The organism is Scytonema sp. UIC 10036 (assembly GCF_009725235.1).
The window spans coordinates 38,144-61,260 of sequence record NZ_WJFC01000066.1; the positions used below are offsets into that span (position 1 = coordinate 38,144).

The window sequence follows — 23,117 nt, forward strand, 5'->3', positions numbered from 1 at the left end:
GTTTAGCGGGTAATAATAAGTAGCTAGTAGTTGGTCGGATTATTTGTGAGAATTTCCAAGAGCCCCGACTTCTTCAAGAAGTCGGGGCTCTGAGTAAAATTACTGCCTTCCTTATAAATTTTCTGTATTTTTGTTAACGCAGGCGACCAGACCGCAGAATACTAACAATCAACCACAGTCCTAGCAAACTAGCAACTGCAAACAACACGTTACTCAAAAATAACAGCTGTGATGTCCGTGCATTACTAGAAATAATTGCTGCTCCCATAATCAGGGAACCTACTAAGATGCTGAAAGAAAGACGATTAGCAGCATCGTCTGTAGTGCGTCGCAAACCATCCAATCCTCGCACTGATAAATTCCACTGTAGAGTTTCCGAGGTGATTCGGTCTAGTAGCAATTCTATCTGACGGGGAGATTGTAAGGAGAGACTTTTCAGATCCAACGCTGTTCTGAGGAGCGATCGCAGGGGGCTATCCCCAACAAGCTGTCGGCGGAACAAATCTGTCAGTAATGGCTGAATTTCGTCAATAAAGTTTAATTCTGGGTTGAATCCTCGCGCTACCCCTTCTAAATTAGCCAGTGTTTTAGCATACAAACCCATATTGCTGGGCAAGCGAATTTTATTATTACGGGCAATTTGCAAAAGTTCATAAATAATTTGACTAAAGTTCATTTGAGACAAGCTCAAGTTGTAGTACTTTCGCAGCATCCGGTCGTAGTCATTTTCCAACCGTCTCAAAATAACTGGTTCAGCAGAATCCGCAAGCTGCAAAGTTAATTGAGCACAACGTTGAGCATCCAAATCCACAATTGCCAGCAACATTTCTGTTAATATCTGTTGGGTGCGGGGATCGAGCCTTCCCACCATACCGCAATCTAACAAAGCTACCCGACCATCTCTAAGATAAAACAAATTGCCGGGATGGGGATCGGCATGAAAAAAACCATCAATATAGAGTTGCTGGAAGAAAGCACGGAATAAAATGCTGGTAATTGCTTGTCTTTTGGCAGCAGGCTCTGTGCCATTTTGTGGATTCTCCAAATCTGCCGTTAGCAGAGGAACACCATCAAGCCACTCCATAACAAGTAACTTTGGTGTGGTTAAATCCCAAAAAATTTCAGCAACAACCAATTGTTCGGGATCGAACCACCGACTGTTGGATAAATTGCGTCGCAGCTGGTCGGTAAAATCTGCTTCTCGTGTAAAATCTAACTCGGCTTCCAGAGCTTTGGTAAATTCTTCAGCAATAGATTTAATTTCATAGGTTTGCCCAAAGTCAGTACGCGCCACCAAATCGGCAATCCCTTGAATTAATGCAATATCTTGAGCAACGGTAGTATCAATTCCCGGTCGTTGTACTTTGAGTGCGACTTCCCGACCATTTGCTAGGGTAGCCCGGTGTGTTTGAGCAATAGAACCCGCTGCAACTGGAATAGCGTTGATTGTACTGAAGGTTTCTTCTAAGGGCTGTTTTAGTTGCTGGCGAATGAGAACTTCTACATCTGCCCAAGGAACTGGTGGAACTTCGTCTTGCAAAGTTGATAGTTCTTCAATATAGGGTTCGCTAAGCAAATCCGGGCGCGTGGACATCAGCTGACCTAACTTAACATAGACTGGTCCTAAGTCTACCAAAATGTTTTTTAAGACAGCTGGTGTAGGTAGCTGAGGTTCATCGGCTTTACCAAGTGTAATGAGTCGCCGCATATAGTCCCAGCCGTTGCGAAGCAAAACTTCAATAATTTCTCTTTGACGAGGAACAGTTTGGGTTAGGAACATTTTTATAGGGAATAGGGAATAGGGAATAGGGAGTAGGGAGAGGGGGTAGACAAGGGAGAGGGGGTAGACAAGGGAGATTTTCTTCCTTGTCCCCCTTGTCCCCCTTGTCTTCCTTGTCGCTTACCCAACCTGATATACAAGGTATACTCAAAAATGCACTCCTGTAACTTCTTGCCCTGGTCTAGTTTTTACAGTAGATTAGTAAATCGAGGATCGCTTTGTAAAGTTTTCAGTAATTGTTTAATTTCCTGAGTCCGATCTTTTTTTACAATAAGAGTGACGTTGCGATCGCGCACAATGACAACATCATCCAGACCAATGGTAACGATAACATCATCAGGGTTTGAAGAATAGAGGATCGCCCCCTGGGTATCCAAACCAACATGAGTAGCCAGATCAACATTGGGAATACCTTCTTTTTTTAGTAAGCGCTCGATAGCATTCCAATCGCCCAAATCGTCCCAACCAAATTCTGCAGGAATTACATAAGCTAGACCTGTCTTTTCCATTAGTGCATAGTCTATACTCTTCTTAGGTAGCTGGGGGTAGATGTTGGGGCCGTGCCTTTCTAACGGTTCAATAATTTCTGGTGAGTGGATATGCAGTTCGTTGAGAACAATACCCACTCGAAAAACAAACATACCGCTATTCCAGCTAAAACGTCCCGTAGAAAGGAAGTTTTCTGCCGTTTCACGGTCGGGCTTTTCAGTAAAGCGGTTGACGTGATAAGCTGGCAAATTCTTAAAGCTATCAATTATTTCACCTTGTTCTATGTAGCCGTAACCAGTTGATGGAAAGGTTGGCTTGATCCCCATAGTGACAATTGCTGAATAGCTAGCCGCGAGCTGCGAAGCTGCATTTATGGTGTTTGCAAACGCTACTTTGTTGGCAATCCAGTGGTCGGCGGGGAAAAAGCCGATAATGGCATCTTCACCGTAACGGTTTTTAATTTCCAAACTTGTCCAGGCAACTGCAGCAGCAGTGTCCCTTCCCTCTAACTCAACAAGTAGATTGTCAGATGGCAGTTCGGGTAGTTGTTCTTGAACACCTTGAGCAATCTGACTAGAAGTGATGACCCACAAGTTTTCCCAGCCGCCTGCTAGTGGTAGCAGTCGGTCAGCAGTTGCTTGTAGCAAGCTTCGATTGCTGCCATCTAGATTTAAAAATTGCTTGGGACGGTTTTGGCGACTCAACGGCCAAAAACGTTCGCCTTTACCACCGGCAAGAATGACAGGGATTAGGGATTGAGTCATTGTTTTACAAGAGGTTACTAAAGAACACTACAAGTGTACTGTGACCCCCCAGAAGAATGAAAAAGTATAAAGTTGTTCTGACGAAATAAGAGGGAATGCTAAGCAAGGATAAAGTTTAAAGGATAAAGGATGAAAATGACTGACTTGATCCTTCATACTTAATCATTTACAAGGTGATTTCGTTCACTGGCAAGCTCGGTAGCTTGCATTAACATGACGTTTAGGGAGTGGTTGAGTGGGGAGATATTCGTGGTTAAACAAGTAGCAAAGGCAAATCAGGGCACATCTGAAGCAGAAGAACAGTCACCGATTGAGGTGAAAGTCAAAGAGCAGCAAAAGCAAAACAATTCCGATACTGATGTAAAGTCTACAGGTTCCATTCCCAGCCAACTGTATTACAGGATGGGTTTGGCTATGCCTCGATGGCTGTTTTGGATACTCACAGGAGTTGTGGGGATCACTTTATCGGGGTTATTAGTATCAACTTTGGCGCTTTGGACTCCGTTATGGAGTGATATGGATCGAACAGATGAGGAGCTGAGCACTGGTGGTCAAGAGACTCATAAAGGACCGTTACCAGGAGAATTGTGGAGCAACATCTCCCAATATCAGCTGACGCGACCTATGAACATTTTAATCATGGGTATTGAACCTGTTCCTGGTAGTGTAGATGGTTCTCCGGAAAGTTTTTCTGGAAACAGTGACACAGTTTTGCTAGTACGGTTAAATCCAGAAAACAAAACAATTCGAGTGCTTTCGATCCCCAAAGACACCATGATAGCAATTCCAGAAAAGGGGTTGAATAAAGTGTCTGAGGCTAATGCCAAAGGAGGTCATGTTTTAGCAGCACGGGTAGTTAGTCGTACCTTAAATAACGCCCCTATCGATCGCTATATCCGCCTTTCTTCGTCAGGTTTGCGACAGTTGGTGGATCAGTTGGATGGGGTTGAAGTATTTGTACCCAATCCAATGGTACCAAAAGACCCTACTGGACGCTCATCAGTTAACTTGGTTAGTGGTTGGCAAACTCTCAATGGCGAACAAGCAGAACAGTTTGTGCGGTTTCGGGAAGAAGGGCTGGGGGATTTGGAGAGAGTCCAACGACAACAAGCATTTATGCTGGGGTTGAAAGAACGCCTTTACAGTCCCACTGTAAAGCCTAAGTTACCTCAACTCATTCGCTTGATGCGGAGGCACTTTGATACCAACCTGAAGGTAGAGGAAATGATGGCACTGGTTAACTACACCTTGAATATAGAGCGAGATAAGTTCCAGATGACCATATTGCCTGGTATCTTCAGCCGTCTGAGTGCAGATCCAAATAGTTACTGGCTGGATCTTACCGGACGAATCGACTTGCTTGATGAGTATGCAGGGGTGACTATCTCTGGTATGTCGCCAACTGTAAAACCTACATCACAACTGAAAATTGCTATTCAAAATGCTTCTACAAAACCTCAACTAGCTGAAAAAGCGATTAAATATCTTAAAGACAAAGGTTTTGCTAAGGTTTATTCAGTACCAGATTGGTCGGATACCCGAAGTGAATCTAAAATTATTGTTCAAAAAGGTAATCGACAAGCAGGAGAACAAATTCAGGAAATCTTTGGTAAGGGTCAGATTGAGGTATCTGGCACTGGTGACATAGAATCTGATATTACTATCCGGATTGGGAAGGATTGGGAGTAGATAGTGGTTAGTTGTTGGTTGTTAGTTGTTAGTTGTTGGTTGTTATTTGTTGGTTGTTAGTGGTTTACTACTAACTACTAACTACTAACCACTAACCACTAACAACTAACCACTAACCACTAACCACTAACCAAATTAAGTTGCCAGGTATTATTTGTGACTCAAGAAAAAAAGGTTTCTCGTTCTATTGCGGGAATTGCGGGAATTGTTGCCGCAGGTACTTTAATTAGTAAAGTTGTAGGTTTAGTCCGGCAGCAAGTCATTGCTGCTGCTTTTGGTTTGGGTGTCGTAGCTGATGCTTATCAATACGCTTATGTGATCCCCGGCTTTCTGTTGATTTTACTAGGTGGGATCAACGGACCGTTCCATAGTGCTATTGTAAGTGTCTTAGCGAAGCGCAATAAAGAAGAAGCAGCGCCTTTGGTGGAAACCATTACAACCCTTGTGGGTGCGGTACTGCTCGTCCTCACTATTATTTTGGTTCTTTTTTCTGGGAATTTGATAGATTTGGTAGCACCAGGTTTAAATCAATTACCACAAGGAGGCGCTGTCAAAGCGATCGCCATCCAACAACTTCAGATTATGGCACCAATGGCAATCCTTGCGGGGTTAATTGGTATTGGTTTTGGCACCCTCAATGCGGCGAATCTATTCTGGCTGCCTTCCATCAGCCCCTTATTTTCCAGTATTACCGTTATTATCGGTTTGGGGATTTTGTGGCTGCAGTTGGGTAGTAAAATGACTACTCCTGAGTATGCCGTGCTGGGTGGAATGGTTTTAGCAGGAGGAACTTTAGCAGGAGCCATATTGCAATGGGTGGTACAGCTTATCGCTCAAGCGCAAGCTGGAATGGGTGGTTTTCGCCTGCGATTTAATATAAATCAGCCGGGAGTGGGTGAGGTCATGAAAATCATGGGGCCAGCCACCATTTCCTCTGGTATGCTGCAAATTAACCTCTGGGTTATTTTATTTTTTGCTTCTAATATTCCATCGGCTGCTGCAGCGCTGGCAAATGCCAATCTCTTAGTACAGACACCGTTGGGAATCATTTCTAGTATGATTTTGGTTCCCCTACTACCAGTCTTCTCCCGACTGGCAGATCCTAAAGATTGGCACGATCTCAAATTACGCATTCGCCAAGGAATTATCCTGTCTGCTTTTACCATGCTGCCTTTAGGAGCTTTGATGATTGCCTTGGCTGTACCCATTGTGCGCGTTATTTACGAACGGGGGGCTTTCCAAAAAGATGAATCTCAATTGGTTGCTTCTCTACTGATTGCATACGGTAGCGGAATGTTTGTCTACTTGGCACGCGATGTTTTAGTCAGAGTGTTTTATGCTTTAGGCGATGGAGATACACCATTTCGCGTAAGCAGTTTTAATATCTTTCTTAACGTTGTTTTAGCTTACATTTTTATCAATATTCTGAAGTTGGGTGCTCCCGGTTTAGTGTTAACTACCGTAGGAGTGAATTTTAGTTCTACTTTAATGTTGTTCTTTTTACTACATCGCAAGATTCATGGATTGCCTTGGTTGGAGTGGAGCCTACCGATATTGGGTATGACTGTTGGTAGCGTGCTGGCTGGTGTCGCTAGTTACGGGACTCTTGAGTTTTCTCAAAGGCTTTTGGGTAAGGATGGGTTGCCAATTCAATTGTTGCAGCTATCTGTTGCGGGTTTAGTAGGCTTGGGTATTTTTGGTGCGATCGCAGCTTGTCTGAAAATACCTGAAGTGAATGTCTTTGTGTCTAGGTTGCAACAGCGCTTTCTGAACCGCAGCCTGTAGCGGATGGACGCTGATAATATGATGATATTATTTATCCGCCTTCGTCTGCGTCCATCTGCAGTTACTATTTTAGCGAAATTCAAAGACGATATGTTCACCAAAGTGGGTGGAAAAAACTTCACCCGCTTGGGTAACCTAAGTGTATGAGGGCATATCTTGTAAAAAAGGGGACTCTAGTACTAGAAAGCATTGATTTTAAAGAACTCTAGTTACGAAAGACCTATGAAATTTACAAAATTAGCAACTTCTGCCCTTGTTTTTGCTTCTGTTATTCTTTCTGCGGGAATTGCCTCAGCACAATCAGTTCCAACACGCGGTACAAGTGCTAACTACTTGGGCGCTGGAGTGGCAGCTGGTGTGACTAACGGCGGACAAGATAATGATGCAGCAACATTGGGTGGTAATATTCAAGGACGATTTGCTGTTCCAAATGCCCCTGTATCAGTTCGCGGTTCTGTTTTGTTCGGTGGCGATGCAACTGCTGCTATGCCAATAGTCACTTATGATGTACCTGTTGCCAAAAATACAAACGTTTATGTCGGTGGTGGTTACTCCTTTGTGACTGAGGAAGGTCAAAGCACACCTTTGGGCAATCAAAATTCACCTGTTGTGACAATCGGTGCTGAAAGAGAAATCGCTAACAACTTCGTCATCTACGGTGACGCTAAGTGGGGCATTGATGCTTATGAAAATAGTTCGGCCGATGCTCTCAGCATTCAATCAGGTGTAGGCTTGCGCTTCTAATCCTTCTTAGTGCCATTGGTAAAGAAGGTTCTTGATGCGACAGTATACTTACTCGTTCCCAGGCGGAGCCTGGGAATGCCTTCGGTGAGGCTCCGCCTCAATGTACAAAAATCACCCTACAGCATAATCAGTAAACTTACGTTTATAAGGAGCATGAAAACCCAAAACAATATCTTGTTTCGGTACACCTAAATGCAGTACACAACAATCATAGAAGCCTCTATTACCAACCCAAGTACGTCCTCGCTAGTTGCAACCCAGATGGAAATCATGTACGGCTGAATCGCGTACTATAGGTTATAATATTTCTAAAGCACGTAATTTTATCAATCATGAGTAGGGAACTAAGTACAGGCTCAACCAAAGCTAATAAAATTCGGAAAAATGCTCGGTTAGAGGCTCGTGTGACAGAAGAGCAAAAGCAACTGATGGAGAGGGCGGCTTGTTTGCGTGGACAGAACTTGACTGAGTTCATGGTGGCAGTTCTGGCTGAAGCGGCTACACAAATCATCAAGGATCATGAATTTCTGGAATTAACCGAGCGCGATCGCGCCACCTTTGCCGAGGCTTTGTTAAACCCTGCCATTCCCTCTGAGCAGGCTAATGCTGATGCCCAATGGTACAAGCAAATTATGAATAAATCGTTTAAAAACTAGTGTTAACCCCAGAATCTGTTGATTTTTGGATAGAACCCCTCGAAAGCCATCACAATCGAGAGGCTTTTAACTGCGGAAACGAACAACTGGATCGATACTTGCATTCCATAGCCACCCAAGATAAAAAGAGAAATATTGCTATTCCCTACGTTATCTTTGACCGAGAACGCCAAAAAATCATTGGCTACTATACCCTATCCATGAGTGGCATCAATCTCGAATCACTACCCCAAAGTATCGCTATAAAGTTGCCCAAATATCCGCTTGTTGGGGTGACTTTAATTGGGAGATTGGCGGTAGCTCTTGATTACAGGGGGTATGGTTGGGGGAAGTTGTTGATTATGGATGCTTTATGTAGAAGTTTGGGAGTCAGTAAAACGACTGGTTGCTTTGCAGTGGTGGTAGAGGCAATCGACGATGAGGCGGTGAGGTTTTACCAAAGGTTTGAGTTTCAAACTTTTCCTGACCAACCCTATAAGCTGTTTCGTACTCTGAAAAATATTGCTCAAATTTTTGGAGCAGTTAATAAAAATTAAGTCTCGCAATAGGATGTTGGATGAGGTGGGGCAGACCAAAATTGCGATCGCAGAGTTTTTGCCTCCTACAGTTATTCATCGTCCTAAGAGGATGTCTCTCGAAGTACCAGATTTTATGCACTATCCCTCCTAGCCCACTTCAAAAGGGGGGAAATACTCTCAAAGTCCATGTATCGTTACCTGAGTTCGTTTCAAGAGCCTTATTTACTACTGCTGCAAGGCATTAAACAAAAAAACTTTTGAATAAATTTTTTTTAAATAATTTTAAGTATTATGGAGTAAGTAAAACTTACTATACAGGGATTTTGGTGGGCTTTAGCCCTACTAGTCCTGTCAAGGTGACGCATAAAATTTTGATTCAAGTGGCAATTCCTTTTTTCTCTATTTTCTGGTGCGCCTAGAAGGTTTAAAAGTAATTTATTTAACCGCAACAGACGCAGAGTACGTAGAGGTAAGAGGTGAGAGAGCTATTGATTTCCTGAAGTTTTTATCTACCTCGACAGAGCTAGCAATGCTCACTCCACATATAAATAGGTGCTGCACATGAGAGTTCTTAAACGGATCAAAGAAGCTTTAAGAGATGATAACTTTCTGCACTTTATTGAAGACATAGTCGTGTTAGTTTCTAAAGTTTTATCTCTTTTCATGGTATTAGTTATTCTGGGAGCAGTTGTAAATTTAGCAGTATTTCTGTTCGCAAGAACTGTTTAATACCAATTCCACAACTTTTATACTGCATTATTTAAAATATTTGGGTTATTCTTAAATATTTTAATTGCTTTAGAAATTTTAGAAAATATCACGGCTTATCTTCAGAAGCACATTATTCAAGTTGAATTAGTGATGTAACTTCTTTAATAGCTGTTGCCAGAAAAATTATTATTCTAGATTTAGAAAAAGTTTCGGGTATCGATATCATAGGTTTAGGAACCGCTATCCTGGCTTTGTCTATCAGTTATTGGATTATTCGTTTTAGTATTAAACAGCAAAGTTGAACGTATTATTTCTGTTTGCAGATTATACAATAATGTAATAATAACTTAAAGGTCAGTTCTGGTTTTTATGTTAACCAAAAGTCTGGTTAACATATATAGAACTATCAGTCATCGAACTTCCCGGATCGCCAACAAGAATCAAGTGGCTGTCATCACTATTTAAAGTTCGACTGTTAGTTATGCTACGATTCAGGATTTGAATCAACTTTTGAGGGCTAAATGATTCTAATTCCACAAAGTTACCAGATTCTAACCATTCCAATTCATCTGTTGATAAAGTGGTGCGAATTTCTGGTAAAAGTCGTTTAGCAGCCTCAGCCGATTCTGGAGAAGCTTGAATGAACATCCCACGACTTGCAGCCATAATTTGGCGTGGTAATAATCCTACATCAATAATCGTGACATTGCTATCTCTAAACCATTCCGGGCTGGTGCGGATCTGATTTAACAAATCCATACCTGTAGGGCTACAATCATGTAATGCATACACTTTTAAATCAGCATTGCGGCGCAGCATTTGCATGGTAGTATCAAAAATATTTTGGGGATAGCCAGTGATACTGAGAATGGCACAGTTATTTTCAAAATGAAAGTTATTGGCGATTAACATTTGGGTAATTTCTGCACTATCGCACACCACTAACCTATCGAAACTATAAGCAGTCACATCAGAATTGATAGTCATAGGTGTACTTTGTTGTTGGGGAGAAGGTAAAATTTTATCAATTCGATTGTTAACTCGTATCCAAGATGTTAGCCACTCATCAAGTTGGCGATCGCTAATCAGAAATTTTTGCCTAATAGTAGCCGATCGCCCTATTTCGCCTGTTCCTAAGTAAATAGCTAGCATTCCTAAAACTACGCTACCTACAAATGAACGAAAGGAATTGACACCTAAACTATAAAAGATACCTGCTACCAAAGTGATAGCTCCCAAGATTATTAATGATTTTGCTAATTTCTTACGTTGTGAATCAGAATGCTTAATCGCTCGCATTTGGGCGAAGAAAATGACTAAGAGCAATGCGGATAATCCCAAATATCCAAAGAAATAAAAACTTCCTATAACGAAAACTATCCACAAAAATATCCATGAGCCTTGATTTTTGTTTTGCAATTTTCTATTAAGAATATAAAAAAGTTGCTTTTTTGTAAAAAAAAGTGTATGATTTGCTGAAATATCTGCAATAGCTTTAGCAAAAAAAGGATCGGTAAATCTAACCCCAGTCATACTAGTGGGTTCAAAAGTAAACGGATGAGAGCAGTTTTTACAACGCCCGTAATTGGCTGTCCTGTCTTTAAGTGTATTATCAGTGCCACATTGAATACATTTCATAGTGGATTTTTACTCCTAAAGTTGTAAATTTTATAACAATTCTATTTTATTTATAAAATATATGTAAAATAAGCAATTTCGCTATCCTACAATACTCTTATGTAAGTACGGTTGTGATATTTTTTACAAAATTCAAACTAAAAAGACCGAGTAGATGCTAAGAAAGAAGCGACCAAGAGAGCACATAATAGCAGACTTAAGTGTTAATTACGTTGAACGATATATATTCTTGTGCGGTTACTCTGTAGAACGGGTTGAGTATGATTATGGCTATGACTTAATCATCTTTACTTATGATGCTGAAGGGGAAATTGAGAATGGTCAAATATATATACAGTTAAAGGCTACGGATTCACTCTCTACTCTGACAGACCAAAAAACTATTAGTTTTGCGCTTACACGCTCGGATTTAGAACTGTGGTTGTTTGAGCCAATGCCATGCATTTTAATTATATATGATGCAAGAGACAGTCAAGCTTACTGGCTGTATTTACAAGCATACTTTGAAAGCTTGGAGGAATTTGACATCTCCAAAATTCGTGAAAGTGTAACTATTCGTTTACCTAAAGACAATATATTAAATCAACAGGCGAGCGAAAAATTTGCTAAATTTAAAAATGATGTTCTCAACCAGCTACAAGGAGTGATTCGTCATTATGGTTAGAGAAATTAAATTTAAGGAGCTAGAAGATCTGCTCTATAGCTTAGGTTTTGCAACAGTACCAACTACTGGCTCATACAAAATATACGAGTATCCATCATCTGCTACATTAGTTGTTCTACCTGGTTACGAGCAACAAGAGTATGTACGAATGGTGCATTTAGTAGCTGTACGTCGCATATTATCAGAACATGGTTTAATGGATACCGATAAATTTAACCGTTCTTTGGACAAGGTGGCAAGCTAGTATGAGAGATACAAGTTTGCTTGTTGTAGGTGGGGGAAGTTTGTGAAGGTTTTGAACAGCGTGGAAGGGTAGTAAAGCTAAAATTTTCGTAACTCAATAGTATTGAGCTATAATTTGGATACGAGACAAGCCGGATAGCACTAAGGAAGCGATCGCTTCGGGCAGAATTAACAATTCAAATTTCTGATGAACTGGCTCAACGTTTAAAACATGACGCAAAATCGCTTACCCGAATTGCTTTGGCAATTGTTAGATGTTGCAAATTTACCAACCAATTGTCAATCGCCAGTTCTAGCTGAGACTAAAGATATTCCCGCAGCTTATCAAGAAGTTCTTGACTTTTTAATTAAGCGCCCAACTCCAGAAGAAATAATTAGTTTTAAAGTTTCATTCCCAGCTCAAACACGCCAGCAAGAATTATTAGAAAAAAATCGCTCTGCAATACTCAGTTCAATAGAATTAGCAGAGTTGGACGTTTACGAGCAATTAGAACATATGATTTTACTTAAAGCACGAGTCTATTCAGCATTAAACCCATAACATCTAATTCAGTTGCTACTGAATATGCTTTAAAAAATCACATTATGGCAATCCAAAAAACTGTTTAATAATAGGTATGAGGTTGCCACAAGTTTTAACAATTTCTGCTGTAGAAGGCAGATCTACAACTAATCCTTTCAAGAATGTCAGCGCATTTTTAGCTATTTTCTGCATAGACCCATCTTCTGGCTTTTGACCTGCTTCTGCAATTTTTTTCACCTGTTCTAAAGCTTCAGCTTTGTCCTCTTCACTCAAGCTAGTATCAGCTTCAATAGCGGCTTGCAGGTCGGTTAGCATTTCTTTAATTCCAGGTTTATCCGGTTCATTAGAGTCAAAGCAATTAAGACTGCTTGAATATAAATTAATTCATTTGACCTGACTCCCAGTGAAACACCAAGTATAATACCAATAAAACTCGTTAATCCAGTAGAAGTTGTAGCCAAAGGGATAACTAGGACTTTTGCTAAAGCCACAGCTACAGCCATATTAATGACACTAACCATTGCCCCAGCTAAAGCGATCGCTGTAAATTGTGCATCGACGGTAAGAAATAATCCAGGTTCTTTGTTTGGTAAAAACGCAACTGCTACAATTAGACAAGCAACTAAGACATCAGCTATTGTTACCAGCATTACTCCTAGACCACGCCAGAAAATAACACTAAAAAAAAGTACTAAGGTGATTAAGGAGAACAACCCAAAAAAGTAGAATCCATAACTATGGTTACTCAATAAATCCCCTATAAGTGCAGCAGCATAGCCTGAAACTATTCCAGCTAAGAATGCCATAATAATTGACAATCCTGTCAGACTAATAACCCAGAAATGTGGTAAGCCTGCTTTAGAGTTGCAGAAATTCGTACCAATCAAAACTGCGTTACTAAAATCTGCACCCCGAATATCGGCATGGCTAAAATCCGCTCCTGTAAAATCTTTTCCCTTGAAGTTTCCACTTTTTAAATTAGTGGGATGAGGTTGATATTTCATCAATTTCCATTAGTACAATTAAAATTATTTTTACAAAGATTTGTGATTTTTATTCATCTGTTATAATCTTTTTTGTGGCTGAGGATTATCTGTTTTTTTATCAACCTGTGGTTCTATATTTTCAGTCAGCTTCTCGTCTGGACATTTCCAAGGAAGTAAAGTTCGTATTATTGAAACTTTACATACTACAAGTGGTTTGGCAGCTAAGTAATTTCTTGTTACTTTCCTTACCTTACCCACTCTACTTCCAGATGCATAATAAGGCGAGAGCATAAAATTCTCCTTATATATGTTGACAACGGAGAGAATATTCTTATCAGGGGAAATCGTGTTTATAGCCTGTAAAGCTTTATAACGAACATAATTTACATTCTTTCTATTTAAGAAAACGTTAGTAAGTTCAGGCAGTGCTTCTTTTGCTGCTGTACCAATTTGTCCTAATACTCCAGCAGCCTCATAACGGACAATATCATTTTTATCTTGAAGAGCTGTAATGACAACTGGAACAGCGTCTTTACCAATTTGAACTAGAGAAGAAACAATCAAACTATCAGAAAAGGCATATTGTCCACCACCATATTTTACATGCAGTTTTAAAGCTTCAATCAAATTAGCAGATGCATATTTTAAGTTTCCCCTAATTCTAGCTATAGCACTTATAGCCATATAGCCGAATATCCTATAATTATCATAATTATCATCTTCAAGGGCAGTAATTAATGCCGGAACAGTTTCTTTTGCTCCGATACCAATTTTTCCTAATGTATGGACAGTCAGAAATCGAAGATCCTTACTAGGATTGTTGAGTGATGCGGTTAAGTAACGTGATGCTGGTGCTGCATTTACACCAATTTCACTAAGTACAGACATTGTAATAAAGCGAACAGTTTCATCCCGATTGTTGAGGTCTTTGATGAGGTAGGGTACGGCTTTGGAGTTACATTCTACTAGCTTTTTGAAAGCAGACAGTGAACCATTTCTTGTTTGTTTAATATACTGCTTAATATTTATTCCTGCACACAGAGAAATTATTGTTGAATCAGACTGAGCCTGAGCTAGTATTTTTGCATTTGTTAACAATGATAAGTTTACAATTCCTAACACACTTAGAACTGGAAGTATAATGGCTCTGAATTTATGACTTTTGTTAACCACTAGAAATTTTCTGTAAAACAAAAATAGATCGTAACTTATCTTACGTAAGAATTCTGTTGTTACGCAAGCGCATACAGTAGGGTAGTTTAACTGCTGTAGGAAAGAGCGAGAAATATGCCTCGAACGACATCTCCCCACAATCTACTCACATAGCGGATTTCATCCCACAATGATATCGAATTCCTTGACTAGGCTTTAGCTTAACCCTTTGATACGGGTTTTGGGTTGCGTGCTCTGGGCGTTGCGATGCCCAAATAATTACATCTCCATTTTCCGCTTTTTCCAGTAATCCGGTTTGCGTTTTCCGTGGGCAATTGCAATCACCAAAATCACCTCTTCAAGTTCTTTATAAAAAATGAGATAGGGAAAATGTTGAATAGTATAACGGCGTATCCCTGTGATTTTGTATGGCGAGCCTTCATTGGGATTTTGTTGAATTTTCTCAATAGTTTTCTCTACCTCAGATAATAAATCAAGCCCCAAGCCTACTTTTTGTCCTTCATAGTAAAAAATCGCTGCATCAAGCTCCTTCCGAGCTTCTGTATGGATAACGATAAATTTCATGAATACTTCTCGCGTAACTGGGAAAATACTTGAATTGAGGGTTCACCAACCGCCGTTCCTTGATGAATATCTTCCAACCGTTTGGTTAATTCTGTATCCCATGCCGCCTCTAGATCGTCATTGTCACCTTCCTCTAAAGATTGGATTAAAAAATGTGCTAGTTCAGCACGTTCTTGTAGAGAGAGTTGAGAAAGTTCTAACTTGAGTTTTTCCGCAGTATCAGTCATGCTGTTGTGTATCCCAAAAATTCAGACTCGATGCTTAACCATCTAATTTTATCAGCCCATTGATCGCGATCGCTTTCTTTTTCCCAATCAATACTTTACGCATCTCAGTTTTTAGCGGACATTTTTTCTTTTTTGGTCACAATGACTTCAAAACATAGATGCAATTGGGTAAAATTTACTTAGATGGTCAGTATGGAAGGGAAAAGCTATATTTTGCCCAAAACAAGTCAGCCTCGTCTCTTATCGTTTACTCTCGACGGTTGGACTGCTCTAGGCGGTCAAGTTTCCGTATTTCTGCTTGACCAAGTAGGGGTATTAGTTGGTCGAAATGGGGCTGGCAAATCAGCTATCCTTGAAGGATTTGAAGCTATCTCATCATGGGCTACTGGTAAGACCAGTAAAGTTCGGCTATTTGACAATGATAGCATTCCCAACATATTGGATATCGAAATTTTAACACCGACCGAGCGTCGGCTTAGGTATAGGTATGAGATTATATCTCTACCTAATTCTATTGATGACCTAGATGATATAGATGACTCTACGAGTGATAGCTTTGAGGAGAGTCAATTCTCCTGGAACGAATACTGCCAATATATTGATGGAGACAAAGAACTTTTATGGACTACTGACACTGGAGTGACGACCTTCAGCAATGGTAACAATGGTGGCGCTCCAATTATTACTATTCTTGGAAATACTAACTCACTTCGACAATTACATCTCCCAAAAAACTCCCGACTAAAGCTACCTGATGAGATGCAATGGGTTTACGCTGTTTTAAGAGGAGTTCGCCTTCTTGGAAAGGCTCCTGTCCGTCAAACCTTTAGACGTCGCCCGTCTCTTCTAAAAGTGTCAAGCAAAGGCATTTCTTCTAGTCCGTTTGGGCTAGCAGATAGTCTAGCTCGTAAAATACTTCGTCGTATAGAGACGGGAGAACTTCATGAACTTGAAAGTGTTTGTCAGCGAATTGGACTTGGAAGCAAAATAACCGTACAAAAGTTTGTTTTAAGCGAAGAACCTAGAGAGAAAATTGAAGGCGAAGGCGAAGAATTTGTTTCTTCAGTATTGCTAGATGGAGTCAATATTGGATTGCTCTCTGATGGAACACTTCGGGTTCTATCGATTCTCATAGAAATAATTGCTTCATATCCTAGTGCAACGACAATAATTGAAGAGCCTGAAACACAAATTCATCCTGGAATGCTAGCAAAGTTACTGAATGAAATTGAAGCATACACTTTTGAGGAAAATTTAATTCTCTCGACTCATTCACCACAAGTAGTGGCATGGACTAAGCCAGAAAGAATTAACCTAGTTTATCGAAATCATGGACAGACAACGGTTCGGAAGCTACAAGAACAAGAGATTCAGAAAGTCGTTGGGTATCTTTGTGAAGAAGGGGACTTAGGCGACTGGTTTTACAGTGGTATTCTTGATGAGTAGCTGCTTTATCGCCATAATTGCTGAAGATGATACGGATTCAACTTCCAATCCCTAGTACTGAGTCTCTCCACAGACAGGGCATTCCAAAAGCTTATCTAAAACTTGGTGTTGCATAGAGAGAGATGCCAAATTGAAAGCAATTAGCTTACCTGTTAACTGTTGATGCTCTCCCCAAATAATCCATTTCGCTGTTTCCATCGCTATCAAATTCAACCCCAGTTGAAAGCTCACTGGAAGAACTGCAAAAGAAGAGGGTAATGATGGTGACACTCCTTGCCTGAGTATAGTGTCAGCTTCACGCTGATTTCGCAAATATCGAGCAAGACATTCCCAACAACCAGTTTGCCCCGGAACAAACAGAGGTCCCAACCAAATCTCCGTACCAACTGGCTTAGCAAGCAACCAAGGTTTTCTTGTTTCTTCAGCTTCTCGATTAAACTCGTCTAAACCCAGTTGTAAGTAGTTATCAGTCAGAACAACTGTAAACTCTCCTCCCTCTCCTACTTGAATCGAAAGCGATTCCAAAGCTGAGACAAATGCCTCTACTCCCACTTTCCCAAAGCTGATTACCGAAACCCTACTATCTTGCAGTTTGCGAAGAGCAATTTCAGATTCTACACCCAACCCATTCCAGAATGCAGCAACTTGTGGCGGGAGAGTCGCTGAAGCTTCGGAAAGATATCCTTCGCTGTTCAAACGAGCTAAGGCATTCTGAACTTCAAACAGGGAAAATTCTTCGTTTAACTGCTGAACTATCTCGTAGACAGTATAACGACCATTTAAAAACGGAGCTAGAAGGACGTATAAACGACCACCAAGAGCGCATTGCCCTTGCTCGCTAAGGAGGTACACAACATCAGGTTCTACCACTCTAACATGGTAGTGAGGTTTAAACATTGGTTTATAAAACATAATATTATCTAAATTTAGGTAGTAGACATATAACATTAAATACTGTAATGCTTTATTGCAAAAATAGAGTTTCTAGAATAATTTTTGAAACAATTGATACTACTTTTCTGTAAACTGGTGCTTAATGTTTCCTTGGGGCTTAAGTATTTTCAGTAAAATATTCACTTTCAAGTAGTGACATAATTACTAAAGACGAATACTTATCTCCTTGCCTGACAGCTTCTCGTAAAACGCCTTCTTCCTTAAAGCCACAGGTTTGATAAACGTGTCTGGCTCGTTGGTTATGTTCAAAAACATCCAACCAAAAGCGATGAGCTTTATACTCTTCAAAAATCATTTTGATGAGAATGCGTAAAATACTCTTACCGTATCCCAATCCTGGTTGAGTAATGACGATTCTAGTTAACTCAATACTACGATTGGGTGACTTTAAACCCGATAAGATAACATAACCGCTTGGTTGTCCCAATTCATTTTCAATAATGAAGTATTGTTTGTCAGGATTGGCAAGATTTTTTCTGTGTTCATCTCGACTCCATCGGATGATAAAAGTTGCATATTCATCCCTACTTTCTTGCGAGAGTATAAAATCTATATCGTTTGTGTTTGCTTGCCGCGATCGCATCGCTAAAATGAAATCATTTCTGCTCATACCATTTTGGATTTTAGATTTTGGATTTTAGATTTTAGATTTTGGATTGAGAAAGTCATGTCTAGAATTGATTTAGAGCTTCATACTAATAACGATTTTCTTAACAAAATTGACTAAGACTAACGAACTTGATAAGATGATGAGGTATTGAGCAGCAATCATATGCATAAACGTGAATGGAAAAAGATGAATGGCTCAACTCATCACAAGCACTAACTATCTGTCGCATTCTTTGTTCAAATTGGTATAAGTTAAACGATAGCAGCTTGGCAGGATATGGAGACTGTGAGTCATGGTGGCAAAAGAAACTCTGAGGAGGGATATAGTCGGGAATGACGATCTTTCACGGCAAACCCCAAATATACCGCTTGTGTCCACCTTGTCAACCGATTGGGGCGGGCTGTACCTGCACTATTACCGCCAATTGCCATTTGAAATGGTTGAACATTCTTGTCCGCAACATCGCATCATCATTCACGATCGCACCTCGCCATCGCCCATCTTTGAATCCATTGAAGGACTCAACCAGTTAAATTCGGTGAGTAGTGGAACAGTGAGAGTGTTACCTGCAAATACTCAAATTCGGGCGAATTGGGAAGTCGAGCATCAGTTTATAGTGCTGTCATTTGAACCAGACGTCTTAGCACGGCATATAGCTGAGACAAGCAACGCTCGTGGTGTGGAACTTCTCCCCATCTTGAATCCATCCGATCCTCTCATTCATGGTATTGGATTAACCCTCAAAACAGAATTGGAATCGGGTGGAATTGGAGGACGCTTGTATGTGGATGCTGTGAAGACTGCATTAATGGCGCATTTGTTGCGGCATTATTCTGTCCAGAACTATTTACTGCCTTCAATTGTCAATGGTTTGCCCAAACGTACATTGCAGCAAGTTGTGGACTATATCCACGCGCATCTCAACCAAGACTTAACACTAACAACTTTAGCTGCGATCGCTTGCATGAGTCCGAGTTATTTTTCCCGGTTGTTCAAACAATCCACTGGGCGAGCGCCGCATCAGTATGTGATTCGCTGTCGGATCGATCGCGCCAAACAGTTGTTGCTTCAGGGCGAACTGAGCCTTGCAGAAATTGCTCATAGACTTGGCTTTGCTCACCAAAGTCATTTAAGCCATCATTTCAAACGTCAGGTTGGTAGCAGCCCTAAAGCATTCCTCAACAGTCAGTAAGAATCTGCTCAAAAGTACAGGAATTTGCAAGACATGGATTCTCAAGATTTTACATACTAAAGTCGATGGCATCGTCAACGACTGCTTTCACCATGAAATAGGGAGGTCATTAATCGTGTTTTTGAGAACCTGGCGCTTCATTACCATCATTGTGGCTGCACTGACAATGGGTTCTGCATTCGGTCATGCGTTGGAGTTTCCAGCGAAGATGAACTACGACGCCGCACTCTGGACAACAATTAACCAAAGCTTGTATTGGGGCTTTGGACATATAGCCGGACCCATAGAAGGTGTTACGGTTTTCTTGGCAACTCCAGTACTGACGTTCTTAGTCCGCAAGCGACAACCTGCTTTCCAGTTAACTCTATTTGGAACTGTCTGCATAGCGCTAGCGTTCTTCATAGTTTTCTTGGTGTTTACAGAACCTATGAATCGTGAGATTTTTCAATGGACGCCTCGATCGGTACCAGCAGATTGGACAAAGGTTAGAAACCAGTGGGAATATTCCCATATAGCTCGTTTTGTTCTGCAATTGCTCGGATTTGGTGTATTATTGCTTTCTGTACTTGTTGAAACTCCAGCAGAAAACCGTCCGGGGACTCACATTGTTTCTGAAACCCCAAAACTAGCTAAACGCATTTAGAAATTTTACATTTCATTTTTCAAGTACTTGAAAATTTTTTCAATTTGTTTTGGAGCTTGCATCTCAGTAAACAGTCGAATGGCTCGCTCAAAATGAATTTTGCTTTCTTGTCTGTTGTCTATGTTAGAATAAGTTAACCCTGATTGAAAGTAAGCGATCGCTAAATCACATTTGGCTCCGATCTTCTTCAAAAGTTCTATAGCTTCTAAATTCTTGCCAATAGCTAATTCAAATTTTGCTTTTTGCCGATAAATTTCTGCTATACCACAAAGTGTTTTTGCTTTGACTTGCGTGTAGTGACTTTCTTCAGCAAAAGTCAACGCCATGAGGAACATTTCCTCTGCTTTAGCAAAATTCTTCAAATTCACATATGTTTGACCTAAAATTTGCATGAAATAGGCAAATCTGCCACTGGATTTAACAGGTTGTTGTGTTGCGATCGCGTGATAAGCCTTATCAGCCAGTGCATATGCTTCATCTAAAATCCCCAAATAAGAATTCACTAGAGCCAGACACACAGTTGCCTTTTCTGCCCACCGATGATGGTCGGTATTTTGAGCTAAGTCAATAACCTGTTGAAATAATTGTGCAGATGCATCTAGTTCCCACAAGTCAATTTTATAAAGACCAATGCTCAATAGGGCATCGACTTCTAACATTTTAAAATAGTATAATTTGTGTTTATTTTCCTGTATTCTTGGTAGAAATTTTATAGTCTTTTTCGCTAGTTCGATAGATTTTTCCTGACATTCTATCGCTGATTGTACTTTTCCGATAATCCAGTATAAATCCCCTAATATATTATAAAGTTCGCTGAGATTTTTATCTGAAGAAACTTTTTTAATAACGATTATAATGGCAGCAATTAGAGGTTGCAGCCATCCCATCCGATATAAGGTGCTACCTAATGGTAAAAATTGTTGCCATTGGTTATTTCTACTTTTAAGAATCACCTGACCTGCTAATTCAAATTCGTTAATTTCTACATAGTGATAGTAAGCTTCTAGAGCTTGCAAAGCATCTTTAAATGTAGTAATTTTCTGTATGCTTCCTGTCCAAAATTCCGCCGCTTTACGGTTGGTTATTTCCCATTCATCGCTCATCCGCAAGTGGGAAATCACCTCACAACGAATCGCTGGATGAAGCCAGTACTCCTCTTTACTCCACTCTACTAAAGACCGATTTTTTAAAGAAGTTAAAATTTGTTGGTGCTGGGAAGGTAAGACATCCCATAATAAACTAAAAACCCCTTCTTTAGGAATTTTAGAAACATCTTGATAGCGGTAACATCCCAAACGGCAAAGCAGGCGATATGCTAGAGGATCTAAAGCTTGCAAACGGTTAATTTGACTGACAACTAAATTTTTTAAATCAACTACAGCCAGTGGTTGGGCTTGATGTTCTTGCCAGTAGGTAATAGTATCTCCATCAAAATCCTGCTGAATTGAACCGCAAAGAATACCCATTGCTTTCGCATTTCCTCCATAAGCACGGTGCATACTTTGTAAAGTGGTTAAATCAATCGGTAATCCTCTTTTGGTAAAAAATTGCTGCCAAGCGGTTCTATCCAGTCCGGGGAGACGATAGTGCTCTACATTCACCTCAGGTTCGCAAAGGCGATCGCGACTCGTAATTAACGTTACAGATTGCACTCTCGCATCCGCTAAAACGCGTAATAATTCCACATAATTTCGGTGAGCAGCAATAAACAGTCCTTGTCCGTCGAGTGCTGGTTCCAAATTATCAATCAAAACTCCAACGCGACAGGTATGAAGTTTCCGCTTCAACCGTCCCAACGTCACCCCAAATTCAATTCCCGGTTCTTCATCAAAATCCTGTTTCAACCACTCTTCAATGACATGTTCCGCCGCAGTGATATTCTGAGTCTCCTTTGCCATTAGGAGTTCCAATACCAAATCAAACCCTTGAGTTTGTAAGTACTCCTGAGCTAGAGTCGTTTTACCTACTCCTCCCTCACCTTGAATAACAATAACTTTTACACCTTGCTCGACTAAGGTATGGAGGTGAGAAATTGCTTCTGTGCGACCAAGAAAGTTAACATTTTCTTGTTTTGTGGTGAATTCTGCACTTGATTGCTCTTTTCTGATGGTAAAGTTCTCAGAAAACCGCGATACCTCAAGTAGATTCGAGATAACACTAGTTTTCTTCCAATATCGCTCCAAAGTTGCTCGACAATTACTCTTAGTAATCTTTTCCTTTAACGCTTTGGAAAGAATCTTCCACAAATGAGAGCCAACATCTTTGGCGTGTCCTTCCGTACAACCGTAAGAATTAGCGATTTCCAGGTATTTTCGACCCAGCCAAACTTGTTGAAGAATAACTTTTTGCAGTTCGCTCAACCGTTCGCCGGTCTGAGCAGGAATTACGGTTTCTAACCAAGCCAGCACTGCTTCGGCGTCCATTACCTTACGACGAGGGGATGTATATTCAAGTTGTTGCGTCAGTCCTTGTCTAGTCTACACCCCCACTCTTGGCAATTTCTGATAAGTTTCTGTAAATCTTTTAAGAAATTTATTGGGTAGCGAACTCAGTAAATTGGCGCATATAAGGCGAGTGAAACCCCAAAACTATATCTTCTTTAGGCACGCCATGTTCGAGCAATAGTGTAGCAATACCGACTTCAGTCCCATCATGCTGTATCCAAATTTTACCATCTTTGATATCAAGGTGCATACTGCATCCATGCGTTCGATTGTTACCGCGCCAGCCCGTATGTAGTAAAAGGTAGTGGTCGCGAGCAGTATCTAATACAGCTTGTGTCTCGATTTCCTGTTGCGCTAATCGTCGCTGCGCCCGTTCTAAAATTAATTGTTGAATGATTTGACGATATTGTTCTACAGCCATTGAACAATTTCCTCCTGCTTTTCATTATAAATCAGTAAGTTAATTTGAATTCGTTCAACCACTGACCGTGTAAAACGACGCTGAAAGAAAGATTTATAAATTGATTCTGGCACCGCAAGATCAAGTTTTCTTTGGGGATCGAATTCTTCAAGAGCAAATTGGTAATTTAGAAATTGCCCAAGAGCAGTATGAAATTCCGAGACATTTGACCCCCAGGGCAAACGCATCTAAAATCAAGGCAAAGGTGGCAGGC

General features: G+C 40.5%; 26 protein-coding genes and 1 pseudogene. 12 read left to right on the top strand and 15 right to left on the bottom strand.

Features of this window, described 5'->3' with window-relative positions; genetic code table 11:
- Positions 1–133 precede the first annotated feature (133 nt).
- Both F7734_RS27745 and F7734_RS27750 read right to left on the bottom strand, forming a co-directional pair.
- Positions 134–1,780, bottom strand: coding sequence for an AarF/ABC1/UbiB kinase family protein (locus F7734_RS27745; RefSeq protein WP_155747831.1), 1,647 nt, complete (start codon positions 1,778–1,780; stop codon positions 134–136).
- 188 nt (positions 1,781–1,968) lie between these two features.
- Positions 1,969–3,033 (bottom strand): mannose-1-phosphate guanylyltransferase, encoded by a 1,065-nt coding sequence (locus F7734_RS27750; protein ID WP_155747832.1) that lies wholly within the window; start codon positions 3,031–3,033, stop codon positions 1,969–1,971.
- A 249-nt stretch (positions 3,034–3,282) separates the two neighbouring features.
- On the opposite strand from F7734_RS27750, the gene F7734_RS27755 reads away from it, so the two are divergent.
- From F7734_RS27755 to F7734_RS27765, 3 genes are all read left to right on the top strand, one after another.
- The gene (locus F7734_RS27755; protein WP_166482190.1) at positions 3,283–4,722 is read left to right on the top strand and encodes an LCP family protein; all 1,440 of its coding nucleotides are present in this window, start codon (positions 3,283–3,285) and stop codon (positions 4,720–4,722) included.
- 156 nt (positions 4,723–4,878) lie between these two features.
- Complete coding sequence (murJ, locus tag F7734_RS27760; RefSeq protein ID WP_166482191.1) at positions 4,879–6,507, top strand: murein biosynthesis integral membrane protein MurJ; 1,629 nt, start codon at positions 4,879–4,881, stop codon at positions 6,505–6,507.
- Positions 6,508–6,729: 222 nt separating this feature from the next.
- On the top strand, positions 6,730–7,251 hold the full coding sequence (locus tag F7734_RS27765; protein WP_155747834.1) for a hypothetical protein: 522 nt from the start codon (positions 6,730–6,732) through the stop codon (positions 7,249–7,251).
- Positions 7,252–7,362: 111 nt separating this feature from the next.
- Here F7734_RS27765 and F7734_RS65525 read toward each other — a convergent pair whose 3' ends face one another.
- Positions 7,363–7,449 carry an element excision factor XisI family protein gene (locus tag F7734_RS65525; protein ID WP_279239774.1) on the bottom strand — a complete coding sequence of 29 codons (87 nt, stop codon included), beginning with the start codon at positions 7,447–7,449 and terminating at the stop codon, positions 7,363–7,365.
- A gap of 134 nt (positions 7,450–7,583) precedes the next feature.
- Between F7734_RS65525 and F7734_RS27775 the strand changes: the two genes are divergently transcribed.
- The 3 genes and pseudogenes from F7734_RS27775 (at position 7,584) to F7734_RS27785 (ending at position 9,438) form a co-directional block, all read left to right on the top strand.
- On the top strand, positions 7,584–7,907 hold the full coding sequence (locus tag F7734_RS27775; RefSeq protein WP_155747835.1) for a DUF1778 domain-containing protein: 324 nt from the start codon (positions 7,584–7,586) through the stop codon (positions 7,905–7,907).
- Positions 7,907–8,443 carry a GNAT family N-acetyltransferase gene (locus F7734_RS63940; protein WP_166482192.1) on the top strand — a complete coding sequence of 179 codons (537 nt, stop codon included), beginning with the start codon at positions 7,907–7,909 and terminating at the stop codon, positions 8,441–8,443. Before F7734_RS27775 ends, F7734_RS63940 begins: the two co-directional genes overlap by 1 nt.
- A gap of 543 nt (positions 8,444–8,986) precedes the next feature.
- A pseudogene (locus F7734_RS27785) lies at positions 8,987–9,438 on the top strand (phosphate-starvation-inducible PsiE family protein).
- Between the two features lie 70 nt (positions 9,439–9,508).
- On the opposite strand, the gene F7734_RS27790 reads toward F7734_RS27785, so the two are convergent.
- Positions 9,509–10,774, bottom strand: coding sequence for a hypothetical protein (locus tag F7734_RS27790; protein WP_155747836.1), 1,266 nt, complete (start codon positions 10,772–10,774; stop codon positions 9,509–9,511).
- Positions 10,775–10,928: 154 nt separating this feature from the next.
- On the opposite strand from F7734_RS27790, the gene F7734_RS27795 reads away from it, so the two are divergent.
- Positions 10,929–11,438, top strand: coding sequence for a DUF4365 domain-containing protein (locus tag F7734_RS27795; RefSeq protein WP_155747837.1), 510 nt, complete (start codon positions 10,929–10,931; stop codon positions 11,436–11,438).
- Positions 11,431–11,682, top strand: coding sequence for a type II toxin-antitoxin system HicA family toxin (locus tag F7734_RS27800; RefSeq protein ID WP_155747838.1), 252 nt, complete (start codon positions 11,431–11,433; stop codon positions 11,680–11,682). The genes F7734_RS27795 and F7734_RS27800 overlap by 8 nt, the downstream gene beginning before the upstream one ends.
- A 93-nt stretch (positions 11,683–11,775) precedes the next feature.
- Here F7734_RS27800 and F7734_RS66290 read toward each other — a convergent pair whose 3' ends face one another.
- The gene (locus tag F7734_RS66290; protein WP_347566295.1) at positions 11,776–11,901 is read right to left on the bottom strand and encodes a hypothetical protein; all 126 of its coding nucleotides are present in this window, start codon (positions 11,899–11,901) and stop codon (positions 11,776–11,778) included.
- Between F7734_RS66290 and F7734_RS27805 the strand changes: the two genes are divergently transcribed.
- Positions 11,893–12,222, top strand: a complete 330-nt coding sequence (locus F7734_RS27805) for a hypothetical protein (protein WP_155747839.1) — start codon at positions 11,893–11,895, stop codon at positions 12,220–12,222. The genes F7734_RS66290 and F7734_RS27805 overlap by 9 nt on opposite strands.
- A gap of 42 nt (positions 12,223–12,264) precedes the next feature.
- Here the strand turns inward: F7734_RS27805 and F7734_RS62250 are convergent, their stop codons facing one another.
- The 5 genes from F7734_RS62250 to F7734_RS27825 all read right to left on the bottom strand — a co-directional run bounded on the left by F7734_RS62250 (position 12,265) and on the right by F7734_RS27825 (position 15,154).
- Positions 12,265–12,519, bottom strand: coding sequence for a hypothetical protein (locus tag F7734_RS62250; protein WP_207714228.1), 255 nt, complete (start codon positions 12,517–12,519; stop codon positions 12,265–12,267).
- Positions 12,513–13,208 carry a pentapeptide repeat-containing protein gene (locus tag F7734_RS27810; protein ID WP_207714229.1) on the bottom strand — a complete coding sequence of 232 codons (696 nt, stop codon included), beginning with the start codon at positions 13,206–13,208 and terminating at the stop codon, positions 12,513–12,515. Before F7734_RS27810 ends, F7734_RS62250 begins: the two co-directional genes overlap by 7 nt.
- Positions 13,209–13,268: 60 nt before the next feature.
- A complete protein-coding gene (locus tag F7734_RS27815) occupies positions 13,269–14,288 on the bottom strand; it encodes a HEAT repeat domain-containing protein (protein WP_155747840.1) in 1,020 nt (339 codons plus the stop codon).
- 333 nt (positions 14,289–14,621) lie between these two features.
- Positions 14,622–14,927, bottom strand: a complete 306-nt coding sequence (locus F7734_RS27820) for a type II toxin-antitoxin system RelE/ParE family toxin (RefSeq protein ID WP_155747841.1) — start codon at positions 14,925–14,927, stop codon at positions 14,622–14,624.
- A complete protein-coding gene (locus F7734_RS27825; RefSeq protein WP_155747842.1) occupies positions 14,924–15,154 on the bottom strand; it encodes an addiction module protein in 231 nt (76 codons plus the stop codon). Before F7734_RS27825 ends, F7734_RS27820 begins: the two co-directional genes overlap by 4 nt.
- 192 nt (positions 15,155–15,346) lie before the next feature.
- On the opposite strand from F7734_RS27825, the gene F7734_RS27830 reads away from it, so the two are divergent.
- On the top strand, positions 15,347–16,600 hold the full coding sequence (locus tag F7734_RS27830) for an AAA family ATPase (RefSeq protein ID WP_155747843.1): 1,254 nt from the start codon (positions 15,347–15,349) through the stop codon (positions 16,598–16,600).
- A gap of 51 nt (positions 16,601–16,651) precedes the next feature.
- Here the strand turns inward: F7734_RS27830 and F7734_RS27835 are convergent, their stop codons facing one another.
- Both F7734_RS27835 and F7734_RS27840 read right to left on the bottom strand, forming a co-directional pair.
- Positions 16,652–17,512, bottom strand: a complete 861-nt coding sequence (locus F7734_RS27835) for a TOMM precursor leader peptide-binding protein (RefSeq protein WP_166482194.1) — start codon at positions 17,510–17,512, stop codon at positions 16,652–16,654.
- Between the two features lie 139 nt (positions 17,513–17,651).
- Positions 17,652–18,164, bottom strand: coding sequence for a GNAT family N-acetyltransferase (locus F7734_RS27840; protein WP_243147123.1), 513 nt, complete (start codon positions 18,162–18,164; stop codon positions 17,652–17,654).
- A gap of 292 nt (positions 18,165–18,456) precedes the next feature.
- Between F7734_RS27840 and F7734_RS27845 the strand changes: the two genes are divergently transcribed.
- Both F7734_RS27845 and F7734_RS27850 read left to right on the top strand, forming a co-directional pair.
- Complete coding sequence (locus F7734_RS27845; protein WP_155747845.1) at positions 18,457–19,356, top strand: AraC family transcriptional regulator; 900 nt, start codon at positions 18,457–18,459, stop codon at positions 19,354–19,356.
- A 115-nt stretch (positions 19,357–19,471) separates the two neighbouring features.
- Positions 19,472–19,999, top strand: coding sequence for an anthrone oxygenase family protein (locus tag F7734_RS27850; RefSeq protein ID WP_166482195.1), 528 nt, complete (start codon positions 19,472–19,474; stop codon positions 19,997–19,999).
- Between the two features lie 5 nt (positions 20,000–20,004).
- On the opposite strand, the gene F7734_RS27855 is transcribed toward F7734_RS27850, so the two are convergent.
- The 3 genes from F7734_RS27855 to F7734_RS27865 all read right to left on the bottom strand — a co-directional run bounded on the left by F7734_RS27855 (position 20,005) and on the right by F7734_RS27865 (position 23,091).
- Positions 20,005–22,422 (bottom strand): ATP-binding protein, encoded by a 2,418-nt coding sequence (locus F7734_RS27855; protein ID WP_155747846.1) that lies wholly within the window; start codon positions 22,420–22,422, stop codon positions 20,005–20,007.
- Positions 22,423–22,531: 109 nt separating this feature from the next.
- Positions 22,532–22,864, bottom strand: a complete 333-nt coding sequence (locus F7734_RS27860; protein ID WP_155747847.1) for a XisI protein — start codon at positions 22,862–22,864, stop codon at positions 22,532–22,534.
- Entirely contained in the window at positions 22,855–23,091 is a 237-nt protein-coding gene (locus F7734_RS27865) for an element excision factor XisH family protein (RefSeq protein WP_155747848.1), read from the bottom strand. The genes F7734_RS27860 and F7734_RS27865 overlap by 10 nt, the downstream gene beginning before the upstream one ends.
- Positions 23,092–23,117: the final 26 nt, after the last annotated feature.

Bases quoted from the DNA above. Each gene is read 5' to 3' on its own strand.
- F7734_RS27765 (WP_155747834.1), top strand. From the start codon at position 6,730: ATGAAATTTACAAAATTAGCAACTTCTGCCCTTGTTTTTGCTTCTGTT.
- F7734_RS27840 (WP_243147123.1), bottom strand. From the start codon at position 18,164: ATGAGCAGAAATGATTTCATTTTAGCGATGCGATCGCGGCAAGCAAAC.
- F7734_RS27790 (WP_155747836.1), bottom strand. From the start codon at position 10,774: ATGAAATGTATTCAATGTGGCACTGATAATACACTTAAAGACAGGACA.
- F7734_RS27745 (WP_155747831.1), bottom strand. From the start codon at position 1,780: ATGTTCCTAACCCAAACTGTTCCTCGTCAAAGAGAAATTATTGAAGTT.
- F7734_RS27860 (WP_155747847.1), bottom strand. From the start codon at position 22,864: ATGGCTGTAGAACAATATCGTCAAATCATTCAACAATTAATTTTAGAA.
- F7734_RS27795 (WP_155747837.1), top strand. From the start codon at position 10,929: ATGCTAAGAAAGAAGCGACCAAGAGAGCACATAATAGCAGACTTAAGT.
- F7734_RS27845 (WP_155747845.1), top strand. From the start codon at position 18,457: ATGGTGGCAAAAGAAACTCTGAGGAGGGATATAGTCGGGAATGACGAT.
- F7734_RS62250 (WP_207714228.1), bottom strand. From the start codon at position 12,519: ATGCTAACCGACCTGCAAGCCGCTATTGAAGCTGATACTAGCTTGAGT.
- F7734_RS27865 (WP_155747848.1), bottom strand. From the start codon at position 23,091: ATGCGTTTGCCCTGGGGGTCAAATGTCTCGGAATTTCATACTGCTCTT.
- F7734_RS27820 (WP_155747841.1), bottom strand. From the start codon at position 14,927: ATGAAATTTATCGTTATCCATACAGAAGCTCGGAAGGAGCTTGATGCA.
- F7734_RS27805 (WP_155747839.1), top strand. From the start codon at position 11,893: ATGACGCAAAATCGCTTACCCGAATTGCTTTGGCAATTGTTAGATGTT.
- F7734_RS27830 (WP_155747843.1), top strand. From the start codon at position 15,347: ATGGAAGGGAAAAGCTATATTTTGCCCAAAACAAGTCAGCCTCGTCTC.
- F7734_RS27855 (WP_155747846.1), bottom strand. From the start codon at position 22,422: ATGGACGCCGAAGCAGTGCTGGCTTGGTTAGAAACCGTAATTCCTGCT.
- F7734_RS27810 (WP_207714229.1), bottom strand. From the start codon at position 13,208: ATGAAATATCAACCTCATCCCACTAATTTAAAAAGTGGAAACTTCAAG.
- F7734_RS27750 (WP_155747832.1), bottom strand. From the start codon at position 3,033: ATGACTCAATCCCTAATCCCTGTCATTCTTGCCGGTGGTAAAGGCGAA.
- F7734_RS27835 (WP_166482194.1), bottom strand. From the start codon at position 17,512: ATGTTTTATAAACCAATGTTTAAACCTCACTACCATGTTAGAGTGGTA.
- F7734_RS27825 (WP_155747842.1), bottom strand. From the start codon at position 15,154: ATGACTGATACTGCGGAAAAACTCAAGTTAGAACTTTCTCAACTCTCT.
- F7734_RS27800 (WP_155747838.1), top strand. From the start codon at position 11,431: ATGGTTAGAGAAATTAAATTTAAGGAGCTAGAAGATCTGCTCTATAGC.
- F7734_RS27775 (WP_155747835.1), top strand. From the start codon at position 7,584: ATGAGTAGGGAACTAAGTACAGGCTCAACCAAAGCTAATAAAATTCGG.